Here is a 25904-nt window from a genome sequence, read left to right on the forward strand (position 1 = left end):
TGGGAGTCATGGTGGTCCTTTCCTTGGTCTGTTGCATTTCCAAGTATAGTCCACCTGGCTCTCGTTAATTTTGCACCACTTTCGTTATACCACCAATAATTCTGTCGGAACCTTTGAAGAACGACGTAAACTGCTCGCTCAACATCTGCAGGAATATAGCAAGCTCTATGAGCATTTTAGCGCTCAATCATATCAAACAGACATCCAAAATCAACACTTAACAGCTCCTTGGGATTTTGTAAGTGCTTGGGTGGCTATTTTTCGCCAAAGCGATCTCTACCAACGGATGCAAACATTGCACATGCCGCTGCCTTTGCATTGGGTGCGGTTAACAGGAGAAGATTGATCAATGAAAAGGTTTTCAAGCAACAAGCTGTGCGCAATTATTGGAATTGTGGGGATGCTCGTGGGCTGCGCATCCAACCAAACAGCTCTTTCGAATGCCAGCAATAGTAGCCCGACCACCCAACCAACAGAGCGTATATACCCAACCGCTTGGCCGACCTCAACTCCTTATATTCAAGCAACCAGCGCAACAGCAAAGCCAACAGCCTTGCCGAGCGACTGGCCGCTGCCACCAACCGCGCCAGTTTCAGTAACCGAATATGTCGATCTGCTGACCGATTTTGTCAATGCACAACCAAGCAATCGCGATCAATTAGGCGCGCTATTAACGGGATGGGCAGAACAAAGCCAATCAACCAACGCAGCTAAACTCATTGGCGAACAATATCGCACTGTTGATTTGAATAATGATGCCCAGGCCGAAATTTTGATTACGCTACCTGTTGGCTATCCAGATCTGCTCATCCTTTTAACTCTGGATGCGAATGGAGTTTATCAACCAAACTGGACATTATTAACTGATCAAGCCAATGGCTATCGGATTTGGCTGGTGCGCGATCTAACGAATGATGGCATGCCAGAAATTGTTGTGCATACTACTGGATGTGGGGCACATACATGCTCCGAATCGATTAATATTGTGCAATGGCAAGCAGCGGAGTTTCATTCAATTTTAGATCTGAATGCAACCAATCCAACCATGAATTGGGCCGATCTCAACGCAGATGGCACGCTGGAATTAATCGTCAATCGCGGCAAAGTTGGCTCAGATGGCGCGGGCATTCAGCGCAAGCAGCTCGAAATCTATGCATGGGATGGGGCGCAATATCAAATAAATTCAATTACCCCCGACCCAATTGATTCGCAGCATCCCTATTGGCTGTTGCTTGATGGATTTAGTGCCTTGGCAAATGCTGATCGGGTGCTCGCTCAAACCTTATTCATTGCTGCGGCCAATGCTCAAGCACCATTCCCAGCAATTGGCATCGAGGGCAGCGAGCTTGAGTTGACTATCGCAATCGCCCGTTTTCAAGCGTTGTACACAGCTTTATTAGCGGGCGATGAGGCAACAGCCCAAACTTTTTATGCTCAAACCCAAAAAAGTGCTGCTGATGATAAACAATGGGCTTCTGCATTTATGTCAACTTATCAACAAATTACTGATCTACAAGCAGCCTGCGCGGCGGCACAGGCCCAAGTTGAAGAAAACCAATATTTGACTGGGTTTAGCTATCAGCATCGCGCTTTACCAATTCGCTCATTGCTTTGTGGGCGCTTACCTTAAACTAAACTTCAGCAGATGAGAGGTGACAAATGGGGTATCAAGTTCCAACCAATAAGCTACGGCTTTGGCCAATGATTGCACGGGTTGTTTGCGTTTTTACAGTGGTTAGTATTGCAAATTTGATCGTGCTACCGTATGAAATATATCATTATCGTGAAACTATCCAGCGAGGAACGAGTTTTAGTCACTATATTCAAATGGAACCTGAAAACCTATATCTTATTCCCTTTATGCTGCTTACTCTGCTCTTTCTGGTAGCAATTATTCAAGATATTCGTCAAACCTTGCGGCGTAAGCAACCGCCTTGGACTTTGTACATTATTGGAGCTGTGATCATTGTACTTGGATTATGTGGTTATGGATTGTATGCTGTGCGATCTATTACACACGTTTAACACTACGATTGATCCACAAAGAGTATAAAAGGAATGGACTATAGGCTAGATATATTGGTTCATTGGATTGGCAATAAGGATTATTCCCTCACCCCCAACCCCGCTCCCACTCAACGCGGGCGAGGGGAGCACCAATGTTCACCACCAATCATGCAAAAACCACGGCGTTAAAGCCCCTCGCCCATCGGATGGGCGAGGGGTTGGGGTGAGGGGATCAGGCGGTGGTTAACCTGATGTACCATTACAGCTATTAACTATCGGAACAATTGTTGTCATTTCAACTCAATTTCCGATAGCCAATAGCCTGTAGCCATATGCTCTATGCTCTCTGTTCTATGCTCTTCATCCTTCAATTGAGGGTTTCGGCTGCTTGCCATTCGATTTTGAGCTTTTCGCGGAAGGCGAATTGTTCAAAATGTTCGTCCATGATGTGTTGGATGGCAGCGATGGCTTCGGGGGTTTCAGCGTTAATTACAAACATTAGTTGCTCAGCTTCAGCGTGCATGGCACACGTGCCCATGGCAAAATAGGCCATGCCTTGCTGATCGTCGTATTCGACCTTGATTTTGTGGGCGTAGTGTTTGCACAGTTTTTTGATGTAGCTTGAGCCAAGTGCGGTTGGAATCGTTGCTTGTGATTGCATGATATGCTCCTTAAAAAAATTGGTTGATTGATCCACGAAGGACACGAAGATACACGAAGGCAAGTAAGGCTTTGGGATTTTGATGGTTGCCTTCATTGCACATGATTTTATTTAGCTGTGATGCAGGTTTGCCTCCCTTCCGTCCCTCCGCTGGAGGGAGACGCAGGGGGTTTTCATCCCCCTGCACCCCCTAATAGTTGTCTGTTGGATTGTTTTTAAGGTTTCTTCACCCTAACCTTCGTGCGCTTCGTGTGCTTCGTGGATCAAACCTTCGCGTTCTTCGTGTTCTTCGCGGTTCCTCGTTGCTGCTCTGCGTCTCTGCGTTAAATCTAGCCCCTGAATCCTGACCCCTATGCTCTATGCTCTATGCTCTATGTTCTCCCTCTCTCATTCTTCTAATTTTTCGATGCTGCGTTGGACACCCACGATAATTGGTGTTCCACTCACAGGATCGGGAATTAATCGGCAGTGAACGCCATAGAGTTGATGAATTAACTCGGGGGTAACGATGGTTTTAGGTGCGCCAGCAGCGATGATCGTGCCAGTTCGCATGGCAATCAGATGATCGGCGTAGCGACAAGCACTGGCCAAATCGTGCACCACCATCACCACAGTTTTGCCCTCGGATGCTAATTGGCGAATCAGTTCGAAAACTTCGATTTGATGACCAAGATCGAGCGCAGCGGTTGGCTCATCGAGCAGCAGCAATGGCGTAGCTTGAGCCAGCGCCATGGCAATCCAAGCCCGTTGGCGTTGGCCACCAGAGAGCGTCGTCAGCGGACGATCGGCCATGCTGCTCAGATCGGCAGTGGCAATCGCCTCGACGACAGCCTGTTGATCATCTTTTGACCATTGGCGCAATAAACCAGTATGTGGATGGCGACCAAAACGCACTAAATCGGCAACAGTCATGCCATCGGGAGCAACCCCATCTTGGGGCAGCAAGGCTAATGATTGGGCCATCTCACGCGGCGAAAGGCGGGCAATATCACGCCCATCAAGCAAAATCTGGCCCTGCTTAGCCGGATGCAATTTAGCCAACCCTGCTAACAAGGTCGATTTGCCACAGCCATTTGGGCCGATAATTGCCGTAACTTGGCCATGAGGAATTTCAGTATTCAGCTGGTCGATAATCGTTGTGCGTTGATAGCCCAAGACCAAATTTTGGGTTTGCAAAGCCGCTGGGGGAAAAACACTCATAATTGTTTGCCTCTCGGGGTTCGCAACAGGAACCATAATAAGTATGGGCCGCCAACCAAGGCGGTTACGATGCCCACCGGAATTTCAGTTGGGCTGAACAAGGTGCGCCCAAGCAAATCGGCGAGCATGGTAAAACATGCACCAGCCAAGGCCGCTGGCACAATCGGCACGGTGCGCGGGCCAGCCAAACGCCGACCCAATTCGGGCGCTGCCAAGCCGATCATGCCAACTGGGCCAGCAACCGCAACTGCAAGCCCGGTCAGACTGCCAGCCAATACAATTGTAAAGAAGCGCAGGCGATTGACCCGCACGCCCAAACTTTGGGCCACCGCGTCGGGCAAGCGCACCAAATTCAGGCGTTTGCCCACAATCACGGCCAGCGGCAGCATCACTACCACGCCCCACGCCAGCAAGTTTACAAATACGCCCGAACGATTATTCAGGCTGCCAACTGTCCAAGGAAAGGCGGTGTTAGCCGCATCGATGGGCGCTCGCGCGAGCATCAAGTTAGTGGCAGCGCCGCAGATTGAGCCTAAGCCAAGCCCGGTAATCAGGAAACGATAGCCACGCGTGCCGGCCCCGCCACTCAAGGCAAACGTCAATGAGAGCATCGTAATCGCGCCAGTTAATGCCATGGCCGAAGGGGCGAGGGTTGTGCTGACTGCCACGACCGAGGCAACCGCAAAGGCCGTTGCCGCATTATCGATCCCAATTGTATCGGGGTTGGCGAGGCGATTGCGGCTGAGCGTTTGCAACAAACAACCAGCCATGCCTAAGGCAGCGCCAGCCATCCCACCGCCCAAAACCCGCGTCAGGCGTAAATCGCGTACAATAAAAATAGTTTTGGTTTCGCCTTGATTGAATAGTGCCGCCAAAGCCTCAAAGGGTGCAATTTTGACCGTGCCACTGCCAAGGCTCAGGCCAACCAAAACAATTGTGGCCAGCAGCAACAGCAAACTCGCCAGCCACGCCCGCCGATCCAACAAGAGGCTGAAACGACCAAAGCGCAGCACCCACAAGCCTGCTGGCCGTCCATTGAATAGTATTGGTGCTGAAACATCGTGAGCAGCACTCGTTGAGGTCATTGAAAGTCGATCCATGACGTTCTCCTAGAGTGCTGGTAAGCGTTGGCTACGCACAATCAAAACCAAAATTGGCGCACCAATCAGGGCTGAAATCACGCCCAGCGGGGTTTCAGTAGGTCGGGCGACAATCCGCGAAAGCACATCAGCCAGCAAAACAAAACTTGGGCCAAGCAATACCGCCACAATCAAGGCGCGCCGAATATCCGGCCCAACAATTGCCCGCGCGGCAATCGGCACAACCAGCCCAACAAAGCCAATCGGGCCAGCCATAGCCGTGGCCGAACCAACTAATAAGGCTACACTAATCATCACGCCTGTTCGCACTAATTTTGGGCGTTGGCCAAGCCCGCTGGCAACTTTTTCGCCCAAAGCGAGCGCTGCCAATGGTCGCGCCAACAGCAAGGCAACCGCCAAACCCAATAATAATACAGGAATCGCAGGCTGGATGCTGCTCAAGTTGCGACCAGCAATCGCGCCAATTGTCCAAAAGCGCACTTCATCGGCAGTTCGTTGATCGGTCAAAAGAATCACCGATGAAACTGCTGCCAACATACTGCTCAAGGCCGCGCCGGCGAGCACCAAACGAATTGGATCATCGCCAAGGCCGCTCATTCGGGCTACGCCTAAGGCTACGCTACAGCCAAGCAACGCCCCAACAATTGCAATCCAAACTTGCAAATTATCGAGGCTTGCGCCAAGCGCAATTGAAATGACGACCGCTGTTGCTGAGCCAGCGCTTACGCCCAACAAACCAGGTTCGGCCAAGGGATTGCGCGCCGCCGATTGCAAGAGCGCGCCAGCAGCGCCAAGCGCAACTCCGACAAAACAGCCAATAATTGTGCGTGGCACACGTAAATCAAGCACAGTCATACGCGATTGATCATCGCCTGCGCCTTGGAGCACCGCCAACACTTGCGCAAAACCAATTGTGTTATCTGAGCCAACGCCGAGGCTCAATAAAACAACAATTGCCAGCAAGCCTAGGGCTGCCAGCACTCCAATGAGCATACGTCGCGAGAGAAAAGTCGTAGCCATGTATCAGTTTCCCAATTTAAATGGGGCAAGAAGAACATAGAGCATAGATGTACTGGTGCATTGTGTTAACGACGGTTGCCCCCTCACTCCCTAGCCCCCTCTCCCGTGGACGGGAGAGGGGGAACCACGAAAACAGTGCTCCCCTCGCCCGCGTTCAGTGGGAGAGGGGCTGGGGGTGAGGGCATGAATCTCGTTGGGAATCGCCGATCGAACCGATCCCCAATCCCCAACAATCACATCTCCAGCAAAGGTTTTCCACCCTTCCGTCCCGCCAGCGGGAGACGCAGGGGGTTTTCATCCCCCTGCACCCCCTAATATTTACATTGAGGATTGTTGCTGTGCATCGCAATCCCCCAGCCTTCTCTTCTTCGCGTGCTTCGCGGTTTCGGCTCTCTAGTCTTTTATTTTCCACCCTTCCGTCCCGCCAGCGGGAGACGCAGGGGGTTTTTATCCCCCTGCACCCCCTAATATTTACATCGAGGATTGTTATCGAACCGATCCCCAATCCCTAACAATCACCATCTCCAGCAAGGGATTTTCCACCCTTCCGTCCCGCCAGCGGGAGACGCAGGGGGTTTTCATCCCCCTGCACCCCCTAATATTTACATTGAGGATTATTTTTGTTTAGCACAATCCCCAATATTTGTACCTTTTACGGTTTCTCGCTCCTGATCATCAACCTTCGTGTTCTCCGCTGTTCCTGTTCTCCTGAACCCTAACCCCTAGCCCCTGATCCCTTGCTTATTGTGCAGCAGGAACGTTGGCTACAATGTCGCTCAAAATGGCATCGGCGGCCAATGGGCCGAACGCGCTGCTCCAGAGTTGAGCATTGACAGCAACAACTTGCTTAGCTTTTTCGGCTTTCAATTGGCTGAATGCTGCTTGGCTGCGAGCGCCAGCCAAAGCGGTGTCGCCTTCGGCATTGAACGTGGCTACAAACAACCAATCGGTATCAACGGTTGCCAATTGTTCCAAGCTCAACACATCGGTGTGCGGTGCGTCGGTGCCCAAGTCGATTGAAACTTGGGGCAAGGTCAAGCCCAATTCTTCAATCAAAACAACGGCTGGCAACAAGCGACCCATCACCAATGGGCCTTGGGGCATCCAGCGAATAACTGCGCCAGTTGTGCCTTCTTTGATTGCCAATTTGGTTTTGGCATCAGCAACTTTAACATCGAACGCTTTCAACCATGCTTCGAGTTCGCTGGTTTTGCCCAACGCTTCGGCATATTCGCCAGCTGCATCTTTCCAAGCGCCGATGCCGTTGGTTGGCACGATGGTTGGAGCAATTGCGCTCAATTTTTTGTAGGTTTCTTCGTCGATGCGGTTGTGGGTCAAAATCAAGTCGGGGGTTGCAGCAATCACTGCTTCGAAGTTGATTTCGCCAGGGTTGCCGACGATTGCAATTCCAGGCACTTTATCGGCGATGTATGGCGCAACGCCATCGCTCAAGCGTGAGCTAATGCCACCAACTGGGATGACACCCAAGGCCACAGCGGTATCCAACGCGCCTTCATCAAGCGTCACCAACCGAGCAGGAGTTGCTGGCACTTCGACCGTGCCATAGCGAGTTTCAATGCTGCGAGTGTCGCTAGCACTGGTTTCTGTAGTTGCTTCGGCGGTTGGCGCTTCGGTTGCAGCAGGAGCCTCGGTCGCAGCTGGGGCTTCGGTTGCTGCCGGAGCCGTAGTTGCCGCAGAAGCTTCGGTAGCCGCTGGGGCAGTGGTGGCGGTTGGAGCCGAGGTCGAGCCACAAGCAGCCAAGGTCACAAGCGCGAGTAAGGCCAATAACGAACGGAAACGAACTGAAAGGGATGTCATTGGTGTAATTCCTTTGTATGCTAAAAATTTTAGCGAATACCAATACTAGTCTGGCGTAAATCGGGTGCGGGCAGTAAGCCCGTTCGAATACACCGCTCAAGATAGCCAAAGAAGCGCTCGCGGTCGATCACAGGCACGGCGATGCCATGCGCTGCCAGCGTTTGCAGCAAGCGTTTGTTTTCAATCGTACCAATTGCGCTCGGCAGTTCCCCGCCATCAGCCTGGCGCTCAAAGAAAGTCAGCGTTGCCTGACTCATCGCATCGTCAGCGTTACGCAACGCTTGGTACCATTGCTCAACACTACACAATTGCACGGCATAGCCATAATCTGCCACCCAGCCCAAAAGTTGGGTAAAGCTCAGCGGCGCGTTGGGTGCAAGGTTATACACTCGCACCCCGCGATGATTACGGCTCAATTGCACGATTGTTTGGGCAGCAAAATCAACTGGATTCCAGATTTCCTCGACAGGCAGGCTGGGCAACAAGCCACGTGGCACACCTGCTTGGACAATCCGCCAGAATAAATCATCTTGATTGACGAAATTGCTTTGAACTGGGCCAACAACGCGGCCCAAGCGATAGACCGCCACTGGCAAACCACGAGTGGCCGCTTGTTCGAGCAAGCGCTCGGCAACCCATTTGCTTTGGCTATAGCCATCGCGCAGGCCAGCATGCGCCGCCACAAAATCTTCGGGAACCCGATGGATCACCCTTTGCGGTGGCGAAACCGCCAAGGTTGAAACGTAATGCACCGGCGTGCAACGCACCGCTGCCAAGCGCACAATTTCGCTGGTCGCGTTGACGTTGACCGCCCGTAAGCTGCTATATTCGCGCACTACGCTGACGACTGCTGCATTGTGATAAATCAAATCGCAGCGGTCAATCAAGCCTTGCCATTGCTGATTATCAAGCCCAAATTGAGGCTTGGACAAATCGCCTTGCCAGGCTTCAACCCGCTCAGCAAGCTGGTCGGTTGTTAATTCGTAGTGATTCAAGCTGGCTCGCAAGCGCTCAAACGCCGCCGCGTTCGAATCAGCCCGCACCAAACAAATCACTTTGGCAATGGTTGTGCTCAGCAATTCGGCTAGCAAATGCGCGCCAACAAAGCCAGTTGCCCCAGTCAAGAGCACGGTTTGAATTGGTCGAGGTTGGGCGGCAAGTTGCTTGGGCACAATTTGCTCAGACAAGTTGGCATCGCTCAAAAATTGCGGCGCTGCCACGCTTGCTTGCGCAAATTCAGGGTCGAGCGCTTGCGCCAAGCCAGCAATCGTGGGATAGCGGAAGATCAAGGCGGCGGTTACTTCGCGGCCCAAGGCCATGCCCAAGCGATTGGCAACCTGAATCGTCTGCAACGATTGGCCGCCCAACGCGAAGAAATCGGCCTCATCGTTTAATTCAGTTTGGCCTAACACTTCGGCCCAAACTTGGCGAATTAATGCTGCGGTATCGTTGACAGCAACCGTGCTGATAACTGGCGCTGGAGCTATGGCCGCCACAGCTTTACGATCAATCTTGCCTGCGCTGCTGCGCGGTAAGCGTTCGACAATGCTAATTGCTGCCGGAATGACCGCTGCTGGCAGATAGTTACTAGCATGATTGCGCAATTCAGCCACACCCAAACTTGGATCGCTAACCACAACCGCCGCAAACAAACGCTTGCTAGCATTACCAAGCTGCTGTCCAATCACCGCAACTTCGCGTACAGCCTCGTGACGCAAAAAGACCGATTCAATCTCGGCGGGCGTAACCCGCTGGCCGCTAATTTTGAATTCGTCGTCGCTACGGCCAACAAACTGCAACTGACCAGCGAGCAAGCGCACCCGATCGCCAGTGCGATAGGCGCGTGGAGCGTTGGGCAATTGGCTCAACTTGCCAAAATTCAGCGCATCCAAATCGGGGCGTTGATAGTAGCCCGTTGCCAAGCCATTGCCCAGCAAATACAAATCGCCAACATCGCCAGCAAAAATCGGTTGCTGGTCGCTGCCGAAAATCGCCGCTTGCACACCAGCCAACGGTTGGCCAATCGTAATTGGTTGGTCAGGGTCGCTCAATTCGGCGACGGTTGCGACCACGGTAGCCTCGGTCGGACCATAGGTGTTGAACAAACGCACGCTTGGCTCAACGACATTCAACCAGCCACGAACCCGCTCTGGCAGTGCTGCCTCGCCGCCGATAATCACCACCCGCAGGCAATTGGGCAATTGCACCACGCCTTGGGCCACGCTATCAGCTAATTCATGCCAGAAAGCGGTCGGTAAATCGAGCACGCTAATCGCATGCTCTTGGCAAGCCGCCACAAAACGCTGCAACGATTCGAGCATGGCATCGTTGCGCAGCACCAAGGTTGCGCCTTGGCAAAGCGTCACGAAAATTTCCTCGACGCTAGCATCAAAAGCAAACGGGGCAAATTGCAGCACCCGATCAGCTTCATTAATCGCGTAGCGCTCAGCCGCCGCCTGCACAAAACCAGCCAAAGCTTGGTGGCTAATCACCACGCCTTTTGGCTCACCAGTCGAGCCAGAGGTATACATGATGTAGGCAGGTTGGGCCAAATCGACCCGCGCCTCGAACCATGCATTCGATTTGCCAAGTTGCTCAACCAGCACCAAATTCGGCACATCAAAAGCTTGTTGGGCCAACACCAAAGTTGGTTGGGCTTGGGCGACGACACTCGCCAAGCGGCTTGCGGGCCATTGTGGGTCAAGTGGCAGGTAGGCAGCGCCACAACAGAGCGTCGCCAACATAGCCACAATCGCCTCGCGGCTCCGGGGCAAGGCCACACCAACCACGCTGCCAGCAGTTACGCCACGCTGCACCAATTGCCCAGCCCACGCATGAACTTGGCTCGCCAACTCGGCATAACTCACTTGTTCGTTATCAGTCACCAAGGCCAAAGCATAGGGTTGCTGCTTGGCGTTGCTCAAAATTTGCTCAATCACGCTGGTCAGTGGCAAGCGCAATTCACCGCCATCAAGCACGATTGGCGCAGGCAAAACTTGGTGCTCAGCTACGGTCTTGGTTGGTTCTGCCAACCAAGTATTCAATAATTGCTGAATCGCAGCAAAATGATAATCAAGCGCTGCTTGGCTGTAGCAAGCGGGATTGGCCTCAAGAGTCAGATACAGCTGATTGCCCCGCAAAATCACGTTGAAAGCCAAATCTTCGACTGGGCCAGCGGTGAGCGTGGTGCTCTGGGCTTGGCACTCGCCAAAATTCAGCGGGTGATCGAAGGGCATAATATTGACGACTGGGCCGAATAAACGCCGCCCAGCGCCGACAAAGCCCAAATCGCGGCGCAACTGCTCGTAGCGATAGCGGCCATGCTTGCGGAAGGCATTGCGTTCGGCTGCAACCACCGCAGTCAATTGGCCTAAATCGTGGTCGGCAGCAACGTTGAGGCACAATGGCACAATATTCATCGCCATACACGGCACGCGCAACGCCACCGAACCCAAACGGCTCATCAAGGGCATGCCCAAAACCACACTCTCGCTGTTATTCCAGCGGGCGAGATAGGCTGCCACCACCGCCATCAAGGCATCAGGCCACGTGCTGCGGCTTGGCTTGGCAATTGCGGTTAATTGTTCGATCAAATCGCTGGCTAAGGCTGTGCTTAAACGAATGCTGCGCGGTTGCGATAAACCAGTTTGCTGGGTCAAGCTAATGATCTGCGGATTTGAGGCAAAGCGATTGACCCAAAATTCGCGATCAAGCGTGGCCTGAATCGAGGCTTGATAGGCTTGATCTTCAGCAATGACTGGCGCTAATGCACCAAAACTTGGGCTTAGCGCAGCCTTGGTTTGCAGCGCCGAGTAAATTTCGGCAACCCGCTTGGTGAGCAAGGCAAAACTATAGCCATCTAAGGCGATGTGATGCGCCCGCAAATACCACCAGACCTGATCATCGGCAATGTGGAAGATTGCGGTTTTGAACAATGGGCCGGTCACCATATCAACCACATTGCTCAAATCGGTCTGCATCCACGCCAAAGCTTGCGCTTCTGCATCTGGCTGAGCGCGCCAATCGTGCAACGCCAAATCAATTGGCTGTGGCTCAATCATGGCATATGGTTGCGCATCTTCAACGCCAAAACGCAAATGCAGGGTTTCGGCTTCGGCAAAGGCCTGCTGAATCGCCACAGTTAAATTGGCTAGCTCAACTGCGCCGCGCAAGCTCACATATTCGGCTGTGTTATACAGCGGACTACTTGGATCAAGCTGTTGACCCAGCCAAATGCCTTGTTGCGCCGCCGATAGCGCCAGCTTAGCCATGAGTTTGCTCCAGGTTTTGAGCGGCGAAACGGCGTTGCCACCATTCGGCTAAGGTTGGGGTTTCGGCCAATTCGGCAAAGCCAACTTCGTAGCCAGCAGCGCGCCAGCGCTCAGCCAAAGTCATCAAGCGCACTGAATCCAAGCCCCAATCGAGCAAGTTATCATCAGCGCCGATGCTCTCAACATCATCAAGTAAATCGTGCAACTCGCTGCGCAACTGGTTGTAGCCCAATTCGCGTACCAATTGCTCGGTCGTCGTGACCACAGCGCAACGCCCAGCAGCATAGTGCAAGGCCATGCGATGCTCATCGAGGCTAAAATCGGCAACTGCATCGGCCACAAAAAATGGCTGAATATCTTGCATAAAGGCATCGCAGGCGGTCAGCAAACAGCCAAGGTGAGCATAAACCCCACACACAATCAGTTGATCGCGGCCAGCTTCACGCAACAATTCGCGTAATGGTGTGCGTTGAAATGCGCTATACCGCCATTTGGTAATCACCTGATCGCCAGCACGCGGCGCGAGTTGAGTGACAATCTCTGGTGGCGTGCCAGTGCTCAAGCCTTTGCCCCAGAACGTGCTCAACAAGCCGCGATCTTCGGGCGTTTGGTCGCCTGGTTGGGCTGAATAAAACACCGGAATGCCCAAGGCATGAGCTTGATCGCGCAAGGTTGCAATCGAACGCAAAACGCTGCTAATTGGCTCTGCGCCAGCAGGAAACGCATCGATAAAATAATTCTGCAAATCGTGAATCAACAAGGCGACGCGCTGCGGCTCGGCGGCCCAAGTGGCGCGGTTAGTTGGTAATTCAGTTGGAATTGCATAGGCTGCAATTGATGGTAACGCCATGGCTCTGTATCCTTCTAGGCTGGCACACGACCAGCACTTAATTGCTCACGTAACAGCCGTTTGTTGATCTTGCCAACGCCAGTTTTGGGCAAACTCGCCACGATTTCGACCCGATCTGGCAATTTGTAGTCGGCAAGTCCCCGGCTGCGCAAAAATTGCACCACCTCGCGGCGGTTGATAGTCGTGCCGTTGCTGACGATCACAGCACACGTGCGTTCGCCCAAGAAACGGTCGGGCAAGCCCACCAGTGCTACATCGTGAATCGCTGGATGATTGAGCAAATGTTGCTCGATCTCTTCGGCAGCAACTTTTTCGCCGCCACGATTGATTTGATCTTTGGCGCGGCCTTCGACCGAGACATAGCCAGCAGCATTCAAGCGAGCCAAATCGCCAGTGCGATAAAAGCCATCGCTGGTGAAGGCGCGTTGATTATGCTCAGCTGCTTGGTAGTAGCCGCGAATCGTGTAGGGGCCACGGGTAATCAGGTGGCCAAGCTCACCAATTGGCAGATCGTTATCTTCATCATCGACGATCCGCACTTCGTCCAAGGGCGAAATTGGGCGGCCTTGAGTGAGGCAAATCAGCTCATTAGGATCATCAAGCCGCGTGTAATTGACCAAGCCCTCAGCCATGCCATAGACTTGCTGCAATTGGCAACCAAGCTCGGGCCGCACGCGGCGGGCTGTATCGGCTCCAAATGGCGCACCACCAACCAAAATTTGCTTGAGGCTGGTCAATTCTGCTTGGCGTTTGGCCCCTGCATCGAGCCACAGCAAAGCCAGCGGCGGCACCATGCCGGTGATCGTTACGCCTTCGCGGGCAATCAGCGGAAAGGCCACATCGGGGCTTGGTTGCGGCGCAAGCACCACCGTGCCGCCCGCGGCCAAGGTTCCCAACGTGCCAGGCGAACTCATTGGAAAGTTGTGAGCCATCGGTAGCACGCACAAATAGACGCTGCTGGCATCCAGCTCGCAGATTTCAGCGCTGGCCCGCACCGAATACAAATAATCGTCGTGGGTGCGAGCAATCAATTTGGGCACGCCGGTGCTGCCGCCAGAAAGCTGAAACAAGGCCACCTCGGCGGGATCAAGCACGGGAAATTGGCGTGGCTCGGCATTAACATCCGCCAAAGCAGTAAACGGCCCAGCCTCGCCAACTACCAACACATGTTCCAGCCTTGGCGCAACCGCTTTGACCTCAGCAGCCAAATTGCGATAATCGAAACTACCAACTTTATCGGCAATCACATAGGCCACCGCCTCGCTGTGCTGGCAAAAATAGCCAATTTCGGCCAAGCGATGGGCTGGCAGCGCCATCAACGGAATTGCGCCAACTCGAAAGAGCGCAAAACAAACCACAAACCACTCAGCACAATTGGGCAATTGCACAACCACCCGTTGTTTGGGTTGGATGCCAAGCTGTTGCAAGCCCGCCGCCAAGCGATCAACCCGTTGATCAAGCTCGCGATAGCTCCAACGACGTTCGCCACACACCACCGCAGTTGCCTCGCCAGAGCGTTGCGCCCACTCGCGGAGGGCCTCGCCAAACGTCTGACCAACCCAGTAGCCAGCCTTGCGATAGCGCTCAGCAAATTCGGCAGGCCATGCGGTCGTGCCAGCGAGGCCAAGCGTTTGCTCAGCCATTAGGCCACCTCGCCTTCGCTATCGAGGCCCATCGCCAACAACATCGTGCGGAATTTCGCGCCAGTTTCGGCCAACTCGGCTTCAGGTGTTGAGCCAAGCACCACCCCAGCGCCAGCAAATAAACGCAACGATTGATCCACAACTTCGGCGCAGCGAATCGTCACAATCCATTCGCCATCACCTTGGGCGTTGCACCAACCAACCATCCCCGTGAAAAAGCCACGATCAAACGGCTCGATTTCGCGGATAGCGGCGCGGGCGGCCTCGGTAGGCGTGCCACACACCGCTGGAGTTGGGTGCAACGCCAATGCCAGACCTAAAGACGAAGGTGCATCAGCGTTTAATTCGCCAACCAAGGTCGTCGAAAGATGCCACATCGTCGCCGTAGAAATAACGGTTGGAGCTGGAACTTCGAGGCTCGTGCAGAAAGGCGCTAACGCCGCTGCCACAGCATCAACCACAACCTTGTGTTCGTGTAAATCTTTGGACGATACCAACAAGCCTGCCGCTCGGCGCGCATCTTCCTCAGGGTCGTTGCTGCGTGGAATCGAGCCAGCCAACGGATTAGCGATCACGTGATTGCCATTGCGCGCCAGCAACAACTCAGGGCTTGCCCCCACCAAAGCGCGGCGGGTTGGCAATGGCACGGCAAAGGTATAGCCAGTTTTGTTGTTGCGGGCTAGGCTTGCCAAAATCAAGTTGACATCAAGCGGCGCATCGGCGGTCAATTGCAACGAGCGCGAGAGCACAACTTTTTGCAAATCGCCAGCCTGCATTTTAGCCAAAGCTTGGGCTACGCCATGTTTGTAGTGCTCAGGGGCAGGCATTGGCTCGATGGTGCAATGCGGCAAGCGTTGGTTATGCCAATAGGGCTGAGTTTCGGCGTGCAACGGGCCAGCCCAAGCCACCCGCGATGGCAGCGCCAAATAGGCCGCAGCATCGGGAGCAAAAGGCAACGCGCCAACCACAACCGGATTAACTTCGCCGCTACGTTCAGCTCGTTGCAAGGCCTCGTGCACCCGTTGCTCAATCTCAGTCAGCGAGGTTTGGCTAATCAAATCGACATAGCTTAATTGCGCCAACAAGGTATGGTTGGGCGAGGCAAAGAAAAAGGCCGATTCTGCTTGATAGTTGTCTAGCAATTGCCACGCCGATTCGCGTAGCCGTTCTTGTTCAAAACTGCTCATGATCGTCATCCTTAATTGCTTGCTACTCGATGGCGGCTTAGTTCAGACCTACTTCGCGCGCCACTGGTTGGGCAGCTTGCTGATTGATTTTTTGCATCAAATCAGCAAAGTGTTCGTGGTTCAACGATTGCGGGCCATCAGAGCTAGCGTGATCAGGATCATGGTGGACTTCGATCATCAAGCCATCGCCACCAACCGCCAAGCCAGCCAAGGCCAAGGGTGCAACCAAATACCATTTGCCAGTGCCATGGCTTGGGTCAACGATCACCGGCAGGTGGCTGCGATGTTTGGCCATCGCCACGGCATTCAAATCAAGCGTGTTGCGGGTAGCATTTTCAAACGTCCGAATGCCACGCTCGCACAAAATCACGTTGGGATTGCCCGTTGCGAGCACATATTCAGCAGCCAGCAACCATTCTTCAATCGTGCCAGCAGGGCCACGTTTGACCATAACTGGGCGGCCAGTGCGGCCAGCAGCTTCAAGCAAAGCAAAATTTTGCATATTGCGAGCGCCAATTTGAATCACATCGGTGTATTCAGCCACCAATTCGACATCGGCGGTATTGAGGGCTTCGGTGATAATCGGCAAGCCAGTTTCGGCGCGGGCTTTGGCCAAAATCTTCAAGCCTGCTTCGCCCAAGCCACGGAAGGCATACGGTGAGGTGCGGGGCTTGAAAGCACCGCCACGCAGCATATGCGCGCCAGCTTCGGCCACAGCATAGGCCGTGTTCAACAATTGGCTTTCCGATTCGACCGAGCATGGGCCAGCCATTACAACTGGTTGACCGCCGCCAATCTTGACCGAGCCAAGATCGACAATTGTGGTTTGAGTGGCATCGCTGCGAGCAGCAAGGCGATACGGCGCGGGCTTGGTCGATGCGTTTGCATTGCTCATGAGCAAAAGATCCTTGTATTTAAGCATCAAGCGTTGCGCCACCATCAATGCGCAAATCGTGCATGGTGATGTGGCGAGCACGCTCGGAGAGTAAAAAAACAACAGCGTTGGCAATATCGGCAGGCTCGGCAATCCGCCCAAGCGGAATCCCCAAGCGAAATGTTTCCAATGAGCCAGCAATCACTCGTTGCGGGCCGGTTTCGTCGTGCCACAACATGCGTTGCATGGCGGTGTCGGTCGAGCCAGGTGAAACGACATTACAGCGAATCTTATGTTGCGCTAATTCAAGGCCCAAGCACATGGTAAAGGCGGTTGCGGCAGCTTTCGAGGCAGCGTAGGCTGCCATCTGCATGCGTGGCACGCCAGCGGCGTTCGAGCCAACCGTCACGATGCTGCCAGCCTGGCGCGGAACCATACGCCGAGCAACCGCCCGCGTCAGGTTGAACACTCCAGTTGCATTGACATCAAGGCTGGTTGCCCAATCGTCGTCGCTTAATTCAACTACGGGAGCCATGCGCAAAATGCCAGCAACATTTACCAGCAGGCCAATCGGCCCCGTCTGATTTTCGATAGCATCGACCATTGCTTCAACTGCTTGGGCATTGCGCACATCAATCACGCGCGGCGTGAGTTGGCCTGCGCCAAGCTCCAAGCGATCTTGCAATGTTTGTAAGCCAGCCGCTTGCACATCTAAAGCAACCACATGCACGCCATGGCGACATAATTCCTCGGCAACTGCGGCTCCAATGCCTTGCGCAGCGCCAGTTACCAGTGCCACTTGGTTTTTCAGTTCGGGGTATTCTGAAAAATGCACACACGCTCCCTAACCGATCAGGCTTTGCCTGCAGTTTGAATGGCAACAACTGACGATGACAGTCGCTATTTTTAACCCATCTGTTGGGCAAAAATTAGGCTCGATCTATCACCATTAATTGAATTATGTCATTAACACAATTTAGTCGGATATAACTGTTTTTATTCAAGGCGCAGTATACGCAACAGGCTGCTATTTGTCAAACGCAGATTAATAGCGGACAGGGATCAGGATTCAAGGATCAGTTGGTGGGGCTAGGAATCGGGTTTTAAGCAGAACAAAGAGCATACCGTGAGGGATCAGGATTCAAGAGCTAGGGATCAGGTTTTGGAAATAGGAGCCTTCGTGCTCTTCGTAGATCGTTTTATAGCATTCCTGGTCAAAAAAATGAGGCCGATCGCATCTAAATCACTATACTATAATCGCTATGAGACAAATGCCATTTTTTAGAAACATTTAATCCAGCGAGGGTGTATGGGCAAAGTCGCTTGGATCACGTCAATTGATCAAGTACGGAGCAAGATAGCTGCAATTAAATGGCAGCAATATCGCCTATCAGGCAGCATTTTTATTGCAGTCTTTATGCTTCGCTGCTACAAGTTGGCAGCGCAAAGCCTCTGGTTTGATGAACTGAGCACATGGTGGGCTGTTTCACAGATGAGTTGGCTTGCTGGGTTTAAGCAACTTTGGGTTCCTCAAGCAGGCTATCCTTTATATCAACTCTTGCTTAAAATATGGATCTCACTGCTTGGCGACAATGAATGGGCATTACGCAGTTTTTCTGCCCTATCAGGCACGGTTGCTGTCATGATTATCACTCAAATCGGGCACCGATTAAGCTTATCACGTTCATTCGTTTTCGGTTTAGTTGTGGTTGCACCATTGCCTTTATGGTATGCCCAAGAAAGCACAGCGTATAGTTTATTCTTTTGTAGCGCAGCCCTACTTGTGTTAAGCCTTATGCGGCTACTTGAAACACCAACAGCGCTTAAACTTGCGCAATCGCTTGGCGCTGGCTTGATCTGCCTGAGTAGTCATCGGCTTGGTAGCCTGCTAGGTATTGGTTGTCTTGTAGCAGGGTTGCTACGCTGGAGTCAACTCAATCGATTGCAAGCATTCAATAGACCAACAAGCAGCTATTGGCTAAACGGCGCGATCGTTGGGCTTAGTTTTTGCACCATCGGATTAATCGGCTATGGAGTCAAAATCTTTAGATTTGATAATCCCTTGGTTAGCCAATCGCATCGCCAAGCCACCCTTATTGATGCCCTTGAAATGACCATCTGGAGCTTTTCTACTAATCAAAATCCAGGGGCGTTTTCATGGGTTTGGCTGTTGCCAAGCCTTGGGCTTTTGAGTTGGGGTTTTATCAAACTACTACTGGATTGTCGAAACCATTGGCAAGCACAAACCTTGCTCTGTTTGATAATCGTGCCACTTGGCTTATTTGCAATCCTATTAGGTTGGACAAAACTCTATGAACCACGCTATATGCTTGGCCTCTACCCACTATGGATTCTCATCCTCGCGTATCCCTCGGTTAATCATTCAAAAAAGCAAAATAACGCTTCAGCAGTGGCTTTGAGCCTGCTTCAACGGGTGCAAGCACGCCAAATGCGCCTGCTGTACTCTAGCCTTGCGCTTGGTGTAATCGGGGTTAATATAGTGATGTTAATTGCACCAAAAACCGGATTATGGAGTAATAATCCAGTCCGCGAACAATATCGCGAAGCGATTGACTATCTAGCCCATCAAATCCATCAAGATGATATTTTTATGGTACATCCAGGGTATTTAGGCTTGGCTTGGTTTTATTATGCCCCAAGGCTTAGCCCTGATCCGCTACCGCATCCATTAACATTTACTGAATTTGACCACCATACAACAACTGCTGCCAACATTGATGGTTATTTGCAAACATTTGGTCAGCAACGGTCTTTTTTGTTGATTGGGCCATTCCACGCCCGCACCATCGATCCATCTACAAACGATCAAGCATATGGAACAGTTGGCAGCTTTTATCAATCAGTCAATTATTCATGGCAACCCTGTGGCCAACGCGATTTCTTAGGGGTTGCGATTCTTTGTAGCATCCAACCAGCCAGCAATCCAACCAATAGCAGTCTAGCAAGCCATTCTCCCGTAACCTTCGGCCACCAGATCGTGTTACACAACTACCAGATAAAACCATTTGCAGGCACATTCAAGGCTGGCGGAAGCGTCCCAATCACACTCTTTTGGCAGTATAGCCAAGCGTTCTCCGAGCCTCACCAGTTAACGTTAGCACTGCGCCGAGTTGGATCTAACGATTTACAGGCATTTGAATGGGGCCTATTGGCTCCAGCCGAATCACACAATCAACGATTGCTTGATCGACGGACAATCACTTTGTCTGATTATCGAAATGGGCAGCCATTAACCGCAGGTCGCTATGAAATTGTATTAATGATTCAACAAGCAACTATTGCACCTAATCCGATCTGGCTTACAGCCCAAAATGCCAATGGAATCCCAACGAACCAAGTCATTCTCGCGACGATCGATGTGAGTAATCCGTGATCAGAAAGAAGCTAAGGATGAAAAAAGTTTTTGCTAGTCTTGGGATTATGCTGCTCCTCCTTGGTATGCAAGCACGATTTTCAAGCATACAAACAGCGCCAGATCTACCAATGCAGGCATTCAAACAACCAAACTTCTGTCAGCCAGCAACGCCATCAACATGTGGTCAATTACGGATCGATGGTTCAGGATTCTATGATCAGTATGGCCCGTGGGTCATGCATGGGGTGCAGTTTTTCCTGCCGCAATATGGGATTAATGGACGAACATTTTGGGATGCTGAATACAACCAAGCAACCCAAAATAGTTCGCTTGATTATTGGCTTGGAAGAAGCCAACAAGCGCTGTATGCCAATTTGCTGCGAATTTTTGTTGATTTACCAGTCGCTACGAGCCAGCAGGTGGTTACCCCAACGAGCTATGCGACACTCTACGATTTTGCCAGTCGGGCGAATGCTCGTGGCATGCGGTTGGGCATATCAATCCACAATAGCGATGAATGGATATTAACCAGCATCCAACAACAGTGGATTGAAGGCATGCTTTCCTATTTTTTAGAACGCGATAGCCTAGCTATGGTGGCGTATATTAACCTTGATAATGAAATCAATAATTATTGCGATCCACAGCATCGACGTGATTGCCTCGCAAATCCAAATCAGGCATATCTTAATCAAGCCATCGATTGGATTCGCCAAACCAGAGCGCTAATCAAAGCGCGTACACCGCAAATGCTTATCACTGTTGGAATGTCGACCGAACTAACAGCAATAGCACCCAAAGGTGGGGTTGCTAATTATTTTCTGCGCGATCAGCATAGTGTTAGTTTGGCAAGTTTGATCGATTTTTTAGCACCGCACAATTATGGTGGCCGCGGTATTGAATTACTCTCCAGCATTCGTGAGTACGGCTATCGTGGCCCGGTTGTGCTCGAAGAATATGGCTTTCCAACCGATCCCTTTCCTGGCAGTGTCCATTGGACAGAAGGGCCTGCCATTTGTCGAATTAATCCACTGCTTGCAGCCTGCTTTGAAACCGCCCCCTTCTATGTCGAAACCAATCTCAATGCCTTGCGCCAAGCTGATTATGCAGGAGGAGTTGCTTGGATGCTTGCTGATATTCAAGAAAAGGAACTTCCAACTGCGTGTGATGGGCATTCAATTCCATCAGATTTATGGACTGGATTGTTTGCGGTTGGCGGCCAGTATTGCAATGGCGGAACGCTGACACACGAATTTGGTCGGCCTAAAGCAACCGCAACGCGCGTCTGCTTTTATCACATAAATAATCTTGAACTTTGTTTGCAGCATGGAGCGTTTACAATCCAACCTTAAAAGCCGCCCAATAGGGCAGAAGTGTACTAATCAAGGCCATACTTGCAAACAACCCTATAAAAACACTCAGCCCAACCAAGCCTTGGCGGCGGAGATGTGGTGGGAGCAAGCTACCCAATCCCACCACCAATATGATCACTGATGGAACAACCGCAACAAACGTATAACGCCCAAAACTCCAGATAAACGCCCCTTGAATCGGTTGTAAATGCACTCGCAGAAAGGCCATACTCCAGCCCAACCCTACAGCCCAGCAACCCATCCACCAAGCCAAACGCTGGATCTGATCGCGATCGCTTGGAATTCGCCTAGCGAATTGATAGCTTTGGCGGATAGCGCCGGCTAAACCAAACCCAACCAATAAGCCAATTGCCGTAAACCAGCCTGCTGAAACACTGATTTCCCCCCAGCCAAAGATGCCCCAAAAGCCTTGAAATAGGGCTAGCCCTTGGCGTGGATAGACAGCCCTAATCCATTGTGGGTTAACCGCTTTTTCCATCATGCGATCAATATTTTGAGCATTAACATGGCGCGCCGTTATCCCACTAATCGCGCTTGGCACACGCGGAATTAGCAACTCTGCATCGCTATTGCGTAAAAAGTTTTGCGGCACGCCTTGGTCAAGCAGGGCTTTTTCAAGCTCGCCATCAGGAATGCTATCGTCGCCCGGAGCATAGCCTACAATCAGCGCCAGCGAATCATAAAAGACGGTAGCTTGACTCAATGGCCCACTTAAGCGCACAGCAAGATAGGTGGTATTGGTTGGGATGCGTGTCGTAATTGAGACATATTTCCACGTTGTTCCAAAATAGATGCTATCTTGCACGACCGTTTGGTTATATTGGAGGGCTGGTGTAAAGCCGAGGATTTCCTCGCGATCAGTGCGCATCCAGCCACTCAACGTCAGCACTTGACCAGCAAGCTCTTTTCGTAAGAACGGCGCAATCTCTTGTTCGAGCATTGGGCCAGGCCCATCAACAGGCCGAGCAAGCTGAAAAGCAGCAGCCCCGCGCCGAACAATAGTTGTCGATTGCAGCTCAAAGCCTGGTTCTGAATTCGCTGCAACGCTTGTCCAAGCAGCTAATTTACTAGGCAGAACCCGACTTGCCCCATAGCAACTAAGCCCCAAACCAACCGCCAACGCAGCCCCGATCCGCCAACGAGAGGGCGGCGGCAAACTCATCAGCCAGCCTAACGGCACAATCAGGGCAAATGGAACAAGCATTCGTTTAACATTCCATGCTAACAGCATCAAACCAAGCCCAACCAACAGCCAGCGCCAACTTGGCCGTTGGGCAAAACGTAGGCTCGCCGCAAATAGCCAAACTGCCACCAGATTGGCCAAAACATCGCTATTAACGCTACTCATCGTATCAGCAAGGGCTGGGTTAAAGGCCAAACTAGCAAGGATTGCCCACCGAACTTCACTAGCAAGTTGCAGCATGGAAACAAGCCGAATACCGCTATAAAAAAAGAGGGTTGCCAACAGCACACTAAGCATGCGAACAGCGCGTAATTGATCAACCACCGGTTTTGATTGGAAGGGCTGCGTGAGAGTTGCTGCAAGCCAATAATAGAACGCAGGATGGGTTCGTTCATTAAAGCCAAGCGATAATTCAGGATCATCAAGCTCAAACGGTTCAAGCTCAGTCCGCGGCGAGGCAAAAAAGCCCTCTTCAAGCATTGAAGCAGCAATTGCCTGCCGCAGGCCACGATCGTGTACATCTAGACTCGGGATTTGGCCAAGCTCGCGAATAAGTGCTATATACTCAAAATGGGTTGGCTCGTCATAGTGTTGCCAGGGTGGAGCAAGAATCGCATAGAGTAATACATGCCCCACCCAAAGCAGCAACATGAGCGCATCGATGTATTTACGCATAGCCAGTTTATTTAAATGAGATTGGTAGATAGGCGTAATAGCGACTCAAAACTGGTTCAATTGGAGTGACGAAAAAAACAATTGCCACCAAGATCGTTACCATCAACAATGAAAACCACCAGCGCCGGACAAATCGATCAATAATTGCAGCCATAGATTCTCCTTGCAATACCACCATTCACGCAATCCAAAGTTAAGCCTAGCGGCGACTGGTTGTAAATGTCCAACGGCTATCGAACGGGATATTCTCATAGCTTCCAGTAACCTGCACCGTAATTCGGCTGTTTGCTGGCAACGGATTGGTCGGCAACAAAAGTACCCCTTTATGCCCAGCAGGCAGATCCGTGCTTGCAGAATGGGCAATTTGAACTCCATTGCTCGTTTCAATTTTCGTGCTGCTGATAATTGGATTGTCCCCAAAGTAGCGCCAACTTAGGGTAATTGGATACTTGCTTGGCGGAATAAAGCGCTCAGTATCAGCAGGATAGCGAATTGGCCAACCAGCGTACGTTTCATCTGCATCCATTGCGGTGCGTGAAAGCACATCAAGGCCTGCTGCCGAGGTTCCATTTTCAGCCCGATAGAAACCAAAGCCAAAAACCGGTGTTGTTGGGTAGAGCAACCACAGTCGATGCCCAGGTGAGGACATCCAACCCTCAACCGAATCAACTTCCGTCCAGCCTGCGCCACTGCCAAGCCAAGCGTTGCCATTGCTGCCACAAATTTGGCCAGCAGGCGAGGCCCATGGCAAACTTGGGTCTTGATCATGGGTCAGGTGACGATTTTCGGCCATATAGCGGGCATGCTGAAAACAATTGTCATTGAGCACCGTATCTTCGGCAACTGGCGCTAAACCTGCATTGGCCCGATAGAAATTGACAGCCTCAAGCCAGCCTTGGGGTTGAGGCGGCGGTGGCCCCAAAATTTCACTGCCGAGCAAGCCAAGCAAAACCTTAAATTGATCAGCATTATTGGGATGCCACTCAAAACGAGCACGCTCAAACCACTGGGTCACTACCGTATCGCCACTGGCATTGGTTTCCATTTTTGGTTCAGTCAGTGGCAAGCCAAACAGTTGCAACGAGCGCTCATAGGCATTTAAGCCAGCAATGGTGAGACCATGGTTCTCCCAGTAGCTGCGAAAGCCCAGGCCTGCTTGTTGGTCGCAAAGATTATGCCCAGTTTGTTCAAACCATAAGCATCCATCACGTGGGCCTGCTTCACGGCCTTCGGCAAATGGGTCACGGCCAAGTTGCTGCAAGCGATCTTTGCCAAGCAGCCCCAGCAAAATCACATACGGCGTTCCTGCGTTCTCAGGATGCCATTCCAACCGATTGCGCTCAAACCATTGGGTAAGATACTGTTGGCCAGTATCAGCATTGGTTTCGTTATCAGCCCATGTAATTGGGTATCCAAACACCGCAAGTCCACCGTTGGTTTCCCAATAGGCGTTAAAACTTGCATCAATACAATAGGCCGATTGTTCTGAGGGGAAGCATTGTTCCCGGGCAGCAACTGCCTGAATTGGCCACAAGCTTAAACTAAACAAGCAGATTAATCCCCAGCGTAGCTTCTGCATTATCTACTCCTTCTGATCAATCCATAACGATTTATGGATCAACGATTACCGCTGTGCCAGTGCGATCAGTCCAGTTATAGAGCCATTCAGCTTCGGCTAAAGCAAGGTTGATACAGCCATGCGAGCGACGAGTGCCAAAATCTGCATGCCAATAGGTGCCATGAATCGCCCAATCGCGGTAGAAAAATTGGACAAATGGCACAGCGCTCGTATTCCACGATTCACCACGCTCGCTGCTTTGCATATCTTTTTCCCACCATTTTTGATACACCAGAAAGCTGCCACTGACGGTCTCAAAGCCTGGTTTGCCAATCGCAATTGGGGCAGTCAAGACCTTCAAATCGGCTTCGTAGGCTTCAAGCGTATAGTTCGTCAACGAGACCTTGATCGTTTGGGGCCAAAGCTGAGGCGACCACGTAGGCACCGCTTGACGCTGTGGCACTGCGTCGAGCATCAGGCCATTGAGCTGAGCCACTTGGCGGCCAACCGCACTCGGAATAATTTCATATAACGGATCAAGATCGATCGCCTTAAGTTGCGCATAGGCTAGCCACAATGGTTTTAAGGCTTCTGGATGATATTCTAAGCGGCCTCGTTCAAACCATTGAACAAGCATTCCAGCTTCATTGGTTGGCTCTGCAATCGGATAGCCAAGGAATTGAAGCCCTGCAGAACGCTGCCAAAATTCGCGAAATTCACCCTGTAGCGTATGGCCAGTTTCAGGAATAGCGATCACACTTGGATCAGCGCTGACCGCAACCGGCGGCGTAGCCATGCCTAGCTCGCGACCTAAAAGCCCAAGCAATACCTGATTGTGCTCAGCATGAAATTCAAGCCGAGCGCGTTCAAAATATTGCACAGGGCGATTATGCTCAATAATTTGTTCCGTAATTGGATAGCCAAGCCGTGTTACTTGACCATGCGCACGCCAGTAGCTCAAGAATCCAAACTGATCATCAACATGATGGCCAGTTTGCGCAAAATAAACAGCTTGAACTGATGGTTCCACCGCATAAGCCGAGCGATTAATCAAGAGCAGTGCGATCAGGAGCAGCAAACGAGGAATCAACAAGCGCATTGGAACCTC

General features: G+C 51.7%; 19 protein-coding genes. 4 read left to right on the forward strand and 15 right to left on the reverse strand.

Going from position 1 to position 25904, the window contains the following annotated elements:
* Positions 1–349 precede the first annotated feature (349 nt).
* Positions 350–1630, forward strand: a complete 1281-nt coding sequence (locus tag JOD20_RS24405) for an FG-GAP repeat domain-containing protein (RefSeq protein ID WP_204757785.1) — start codon at positions 350–352, stop codon at positions 1628–1630.
* Between the two features lie 29 nt (positions 1631–1659).
* Positions 1660–2025: a hypothetical protein gene (locus tag JOD20_RS24410; protein WP_204757786.1), complete on the forward strand. Its 366-nt coding sequence runs from the start codon at positions 1660–1662 to the stop codon at positions 2023–2025.
* A 349-nt stretch (positions 2026–2374) separates the two neighbouring features.
* On the opposite strand, the gene JOD20_RS24415 is transcribed toward JOD20_RS24410, so the two are convergent.
* The 11 genes from JOD20_RS24415 to JOD20_RS24465 form a co-directional block, all read right to left on the reverse strand.
* Entirely contained in the window at positions 2375–2668 is a 294-nt protein-coding gene (locus JOD20_RS24415; protein WP_204757787.1) for a DUF2218 domain-containing protein, read from the reverse strand.
* Positions 2669–3055: 387 nt separating this feature from the next.
* Positions 3056–3868, reverse strand: a complete 813-nt coding sequence (locus tag JOD20_RS24420) for an ABC transporter ATP-binding protein (RefSeq protein ID WP_204757788.1) — start codon at positions 3866–3868, stop codon at positions 3056–3058.
* Positions 3865–4968 (reverse strand): FecCD family ABC transporter permease, encoded by a 1104-nt coding sequence (locus JOD20_RS24425; protein ID WP_204757789.1) that lies wholly within the window; start codon positions 4966–4968, stop codon positions 3865–3867. Before JOD20_RS24425 ends, JOD20_RS24420 begins: the two co-directional genes overlap by 4 nt.
* 9 nt (positions 4969–4977) lie before the next feature.
* A complete protein-coding gene (locus JOD20_RS24430; protein WP_204757790.1) occupies positions 4978–5988 on the reverse strand; it encodes a FecCD family ABC transporter permease in 1011 nt (336 codons plus the stop codon).
* 741 nt (positions 5989–6729) lie between these two features.
* Complete coding sequence (locus tag JOD20_RS24435; protein ID WP_204757791.1) at positions 6730–7806, reverse strand: ABC transporter substrate-binding protein; 1077 nt, start codon at positions 7804–7806, stop codon at positions 6730–6732.
* Positions 7807–7835: 29 nt separating this feature from the next.
* Positions 7836–12077, reverse strand: a complete 4242-nt coding sequence (locus JOD20_RS24440) for a non-ribosomal peptide synthetase (protein ID WP_204757792.1) — start codon at positions 12075–12077, stop codon at positions 7836–7838.
* Positions 12070–12927, reverse strand: a complete 858-nt coding sequence (locus JOD20_RS24445; protein WP_204757793.1) for an isochorismatase family protein — start codon at positions 12925–12927, stop codon at positions 12070–12072. Before JOD20_RS24445 ends, JOD20_RS24440 begins: the two co-directional genes overlap by 8 nt.
* 14 nt (positions 12928–12941) lie before the next feature.
* The gene (locus tag JOD20_RS24450; protein WP_204757794.1) at positions 12942–14570 is read right to left on the reverse strand and encodes a (2,3-dihydroxybenzoyl)adenylate synthase; all 1629 of its coding nucleotides are present in this window, start codon (positions 14568–14570) and stop codon (positions 12942–12944) included.
* The gene (gene dhbC, locus JOD20_RS24455; protein WP_204757795.1) at positions 14570–15757 is read right to left on the reverse strand and encodes an isochorismate synthase DhbC; all 1188 of its coding nucleotides are present in this window, start codon (positions 15755–15757) and stop codon (positions 14570–14572) included. The genes JOD20_RS24450 and dhbC overlap by 1 nt, the downstream gene beginning before the upstream one ends.
* A 37-nt stretch (positions 15758–15794) precedes the next feature.
* Positions 15795–16652: a 3-deoxy-7-phosphoheptulonate synthase gene (gene aroF / locus JOD20_RS24460; RefSeq protein WP_204757796.1), complete on the reverse strand. Its 858-nt coding sequence runs from the start codon at positions 16650–16652 to the stop codon at positions 15795–15797.
* A gap of 19 nt (positions 16653–16671) precedes the next feature.
* A complete protein-coding gene (locus JOD20_RS24465) occupies positions 16672–17466 on the reverse strand; it encodes a 2,3-dihydro-2,3-dihydroxybenzoate dehydrogenase (protein ID WP_204757797.1) in 795 nt (264 codons plus the stop codon).
* A gap of 474 nt (positions 17467–17940) precedes the next feature.
* Between JOD20_RS24465 and JOD20_RS24470 the strand changes: the two genes are divergently transcribed.
* Together JOD20_RS24470 and JOD20_RS24475 are read left to right on the forward strand one after the other, a co-directional pair.
* Complete coding sequence (locus JOD20_RS24470) at positions 17941–20025, forward strand: glycosyltransferase family 39 protein (RefSeq protein WP_204757798.1); 2085 nt, start codon at positions 17941–17943, stop codon at positions 20023–20025.
* A 17-nt stretch (positions 20026–20042) separates the two neighbouring features.
* Positions 20043–21359 carry a glycoside hydrolase 5 family protein gene (locus tag JOD20_RS24475; RefSeq protein ID WP_204757799.1) on the forward strand — a complete coding sequence of 439 codons (1317 nt, stop codon included), beginning with the start codon at positions 20043–20045 and terminating at the stop codon, positions 21357–21359.
* Here JOD20_RS24475 and JOD20_RS24480 read toward each other — a convergent pair.
* From JOD20_RS24480 to JOD20_RS24495, 4 genes are read right to left on the reverse strand one after another with little or no spacing between them, the layout of a single operon-like run.
* Positions 21343–23214 (reverse strand): hypothetical protein, encoded by a 1872-nt coding sequence (locus tag JOD20_RS24480; protein WP_204757800.1) that lies wholly within the window; start codon positions 23212–23214, stop codon positions 21343–21345. The two genes, JOD20_RS24475 and JOD20_RS24480, sit on opposite strands and share 17 nt — an antisense overlap.
* 31 nt (positions 23215–23245) lie before the next feature.
* On the reverse strand, positions 23246–23392 hold the full coding sequence (locus tag JOD20_RS24485) for a hypothetical protein (RefSeq protein ID WP_204757801.1): 147 nt from the start codon (positions 23390–23392) through the stop codon (positions 23246–23248).
* Between the two features lie 45 nt (positions 23393–23437).
* Positions 23438–24817, reverse strand: a complete 1380-nt coding sequence (locus JOD20_RS24490; RefSeq protein ID WP_204757802.1) for a CAP domain-containing protein — start codon at positions 24815–24817, stop codon at positions 23438–23440.
* A 31-nt stretch (positions 24818–24848) separates the two neighbouring features.
* Positions 24849–25895 carry a L,D-transpeptidase gene (locus JOD20_RS24495; protein ID WP_204757803.1) on the reverse strand — a complete coding sequence of 349 codons (1047 nt, stop codon included), beginning with the start codon at positions 25893–25895 and terminating at the stop codon, positions 24849–24851.
* Between the last annotated feature and the right edge of the window lie 9 nt (positions 25896–25904).

Source organism: Herpetosiphon giganteus, from assembly GCF_016907925.1.
GTDB classification, from domain to species: Bacteria; Chloroflexota; Chloroflexia; order Chloroflexales; family Herpetosiphonaceae; genus Herpetosiphon; species Herpetosiphon giganteus.

Coding starts and splice junctions, on each gene's coding strand:
- JOD20_RS24405 (WP_204757785.1), top strand. CDS start 350: ATGAAAAGGTTTTCAAGCAACAAGCTGTGCGCAATTATTGGAATTGTG.
- JOD20_RS24410 (WP_204757786.1), top strand. CDS start 1,660: ATGGGGTATCAAGTTCCAACCAATAAGCTACGGCTTTGGCCAATGATT.
- JOD20_RS24415 (WP_204757787.1), bottom strand. CDS start 2,668: ATGCAATCACAAGCAACGATTCCAACCGCACTTGGCTCAAGCTACATC.
- JOD20_RS24420 (WP_204757788.1), bottom strand. CDS start 3,868: ATGAGTGTTTTTCCCCCAGCGGCTTTGCAAACCCAAAATTTGGTCTTG.
- JOD20_RS24425 (WP_204757789.1), bottom strand. CDS start 4,968: ATGGATCGACTTTCAATGACCTCAACGAGTGCTGCTCACGATGTTTCA.
- JOD20_RS24430 (WP_204757790.1), bottom strand. CDS start 5,988: ATGGCTACGACTTTTCTCTCGCGACGTATGCTCATTGGAGTGCTGGCA.
- JOD20_RS24435 (WP_204757791.1), bottom strand. CDS start 7,806: ATGACATCCCTTTCAGTTCGTTTCCGTTCGTTATTGGCCTTACTCGCG.
- JOD20_RS24440 (WP_204757792.1), bottom strand. CDS start 12,077: ATGGCTAAGCTGGCGCTATCGGCGGCGCAACAAGGCATTTGGCTGGGT.
- JOD20_RS24445 (WP_204757793.1), bottom strand. CDS start 12,927: ATGGCGTTACCATCAATTGCAGCCTATGCAATTCCAACTGAATTACCA.
- JOD20_RS24450 (WP_204757794.1), bottom strand. CDS start 14,570: ATGGCTGAGCAAACGCTTGGCCTCGCTGGCACGACCGCATGGCCTGCC.
- dhbC (WP_204757795.1), bottom strand. CDS start 15,757: ATGAGCAGTTTTGAACAAGAACGGCTACGCGAATCGGCGTGGCAATTG.
- aroF (WP_204757796.1), bottom strand. CDS start 16,652: ATGAGCAATGCAAACGCATCGACCAAGCCCGCGCCGTATCGCCTTGCT.
- JOD20_RS24470 (WP_204757798.1), top strand. CDS start 17,941: ATGGGCAAAGTCGCTTGGATCACGTCAATTGATCAAGTACGGAGCAAG.
- JOD20_RS24475 (WP_204757799.1), top strand. CDS start 20,043: ATGAAAAAAGTTTTTGCTAGTCTTGGGATTATGCTGCTCCTCCTTGGT.
- JOD20_RS24480 (WP_204757800.1), bottom strand. CDS start 23,214: ATGTTGCTGCTTTGGGTGGGGCATGTATTACTCTATGCGATTCTTGCT.
- JOD20_RS24485 (WP_204757801.1), bottom strand. CDS start 23,392: ATGGCTGCAATTATTGATCGATTTGTCCGGCGCTGGTGGTTTTCATTG.
- JOD20_RS24490 (WP_204757802.1), bottom strand. CDS start 24,817: ATGCAGAAGCTACGCTGGGGATTAATCTGCTTGTTTAGTTTAAGCTTG.
- JOD20_RS24495 (WP_204757803.1), bottom strand. CDS start 25,895: ATGCGCTTGTTGATTCCTCGTTTGCTGCTCCTGATCGCACTGCTCTTG.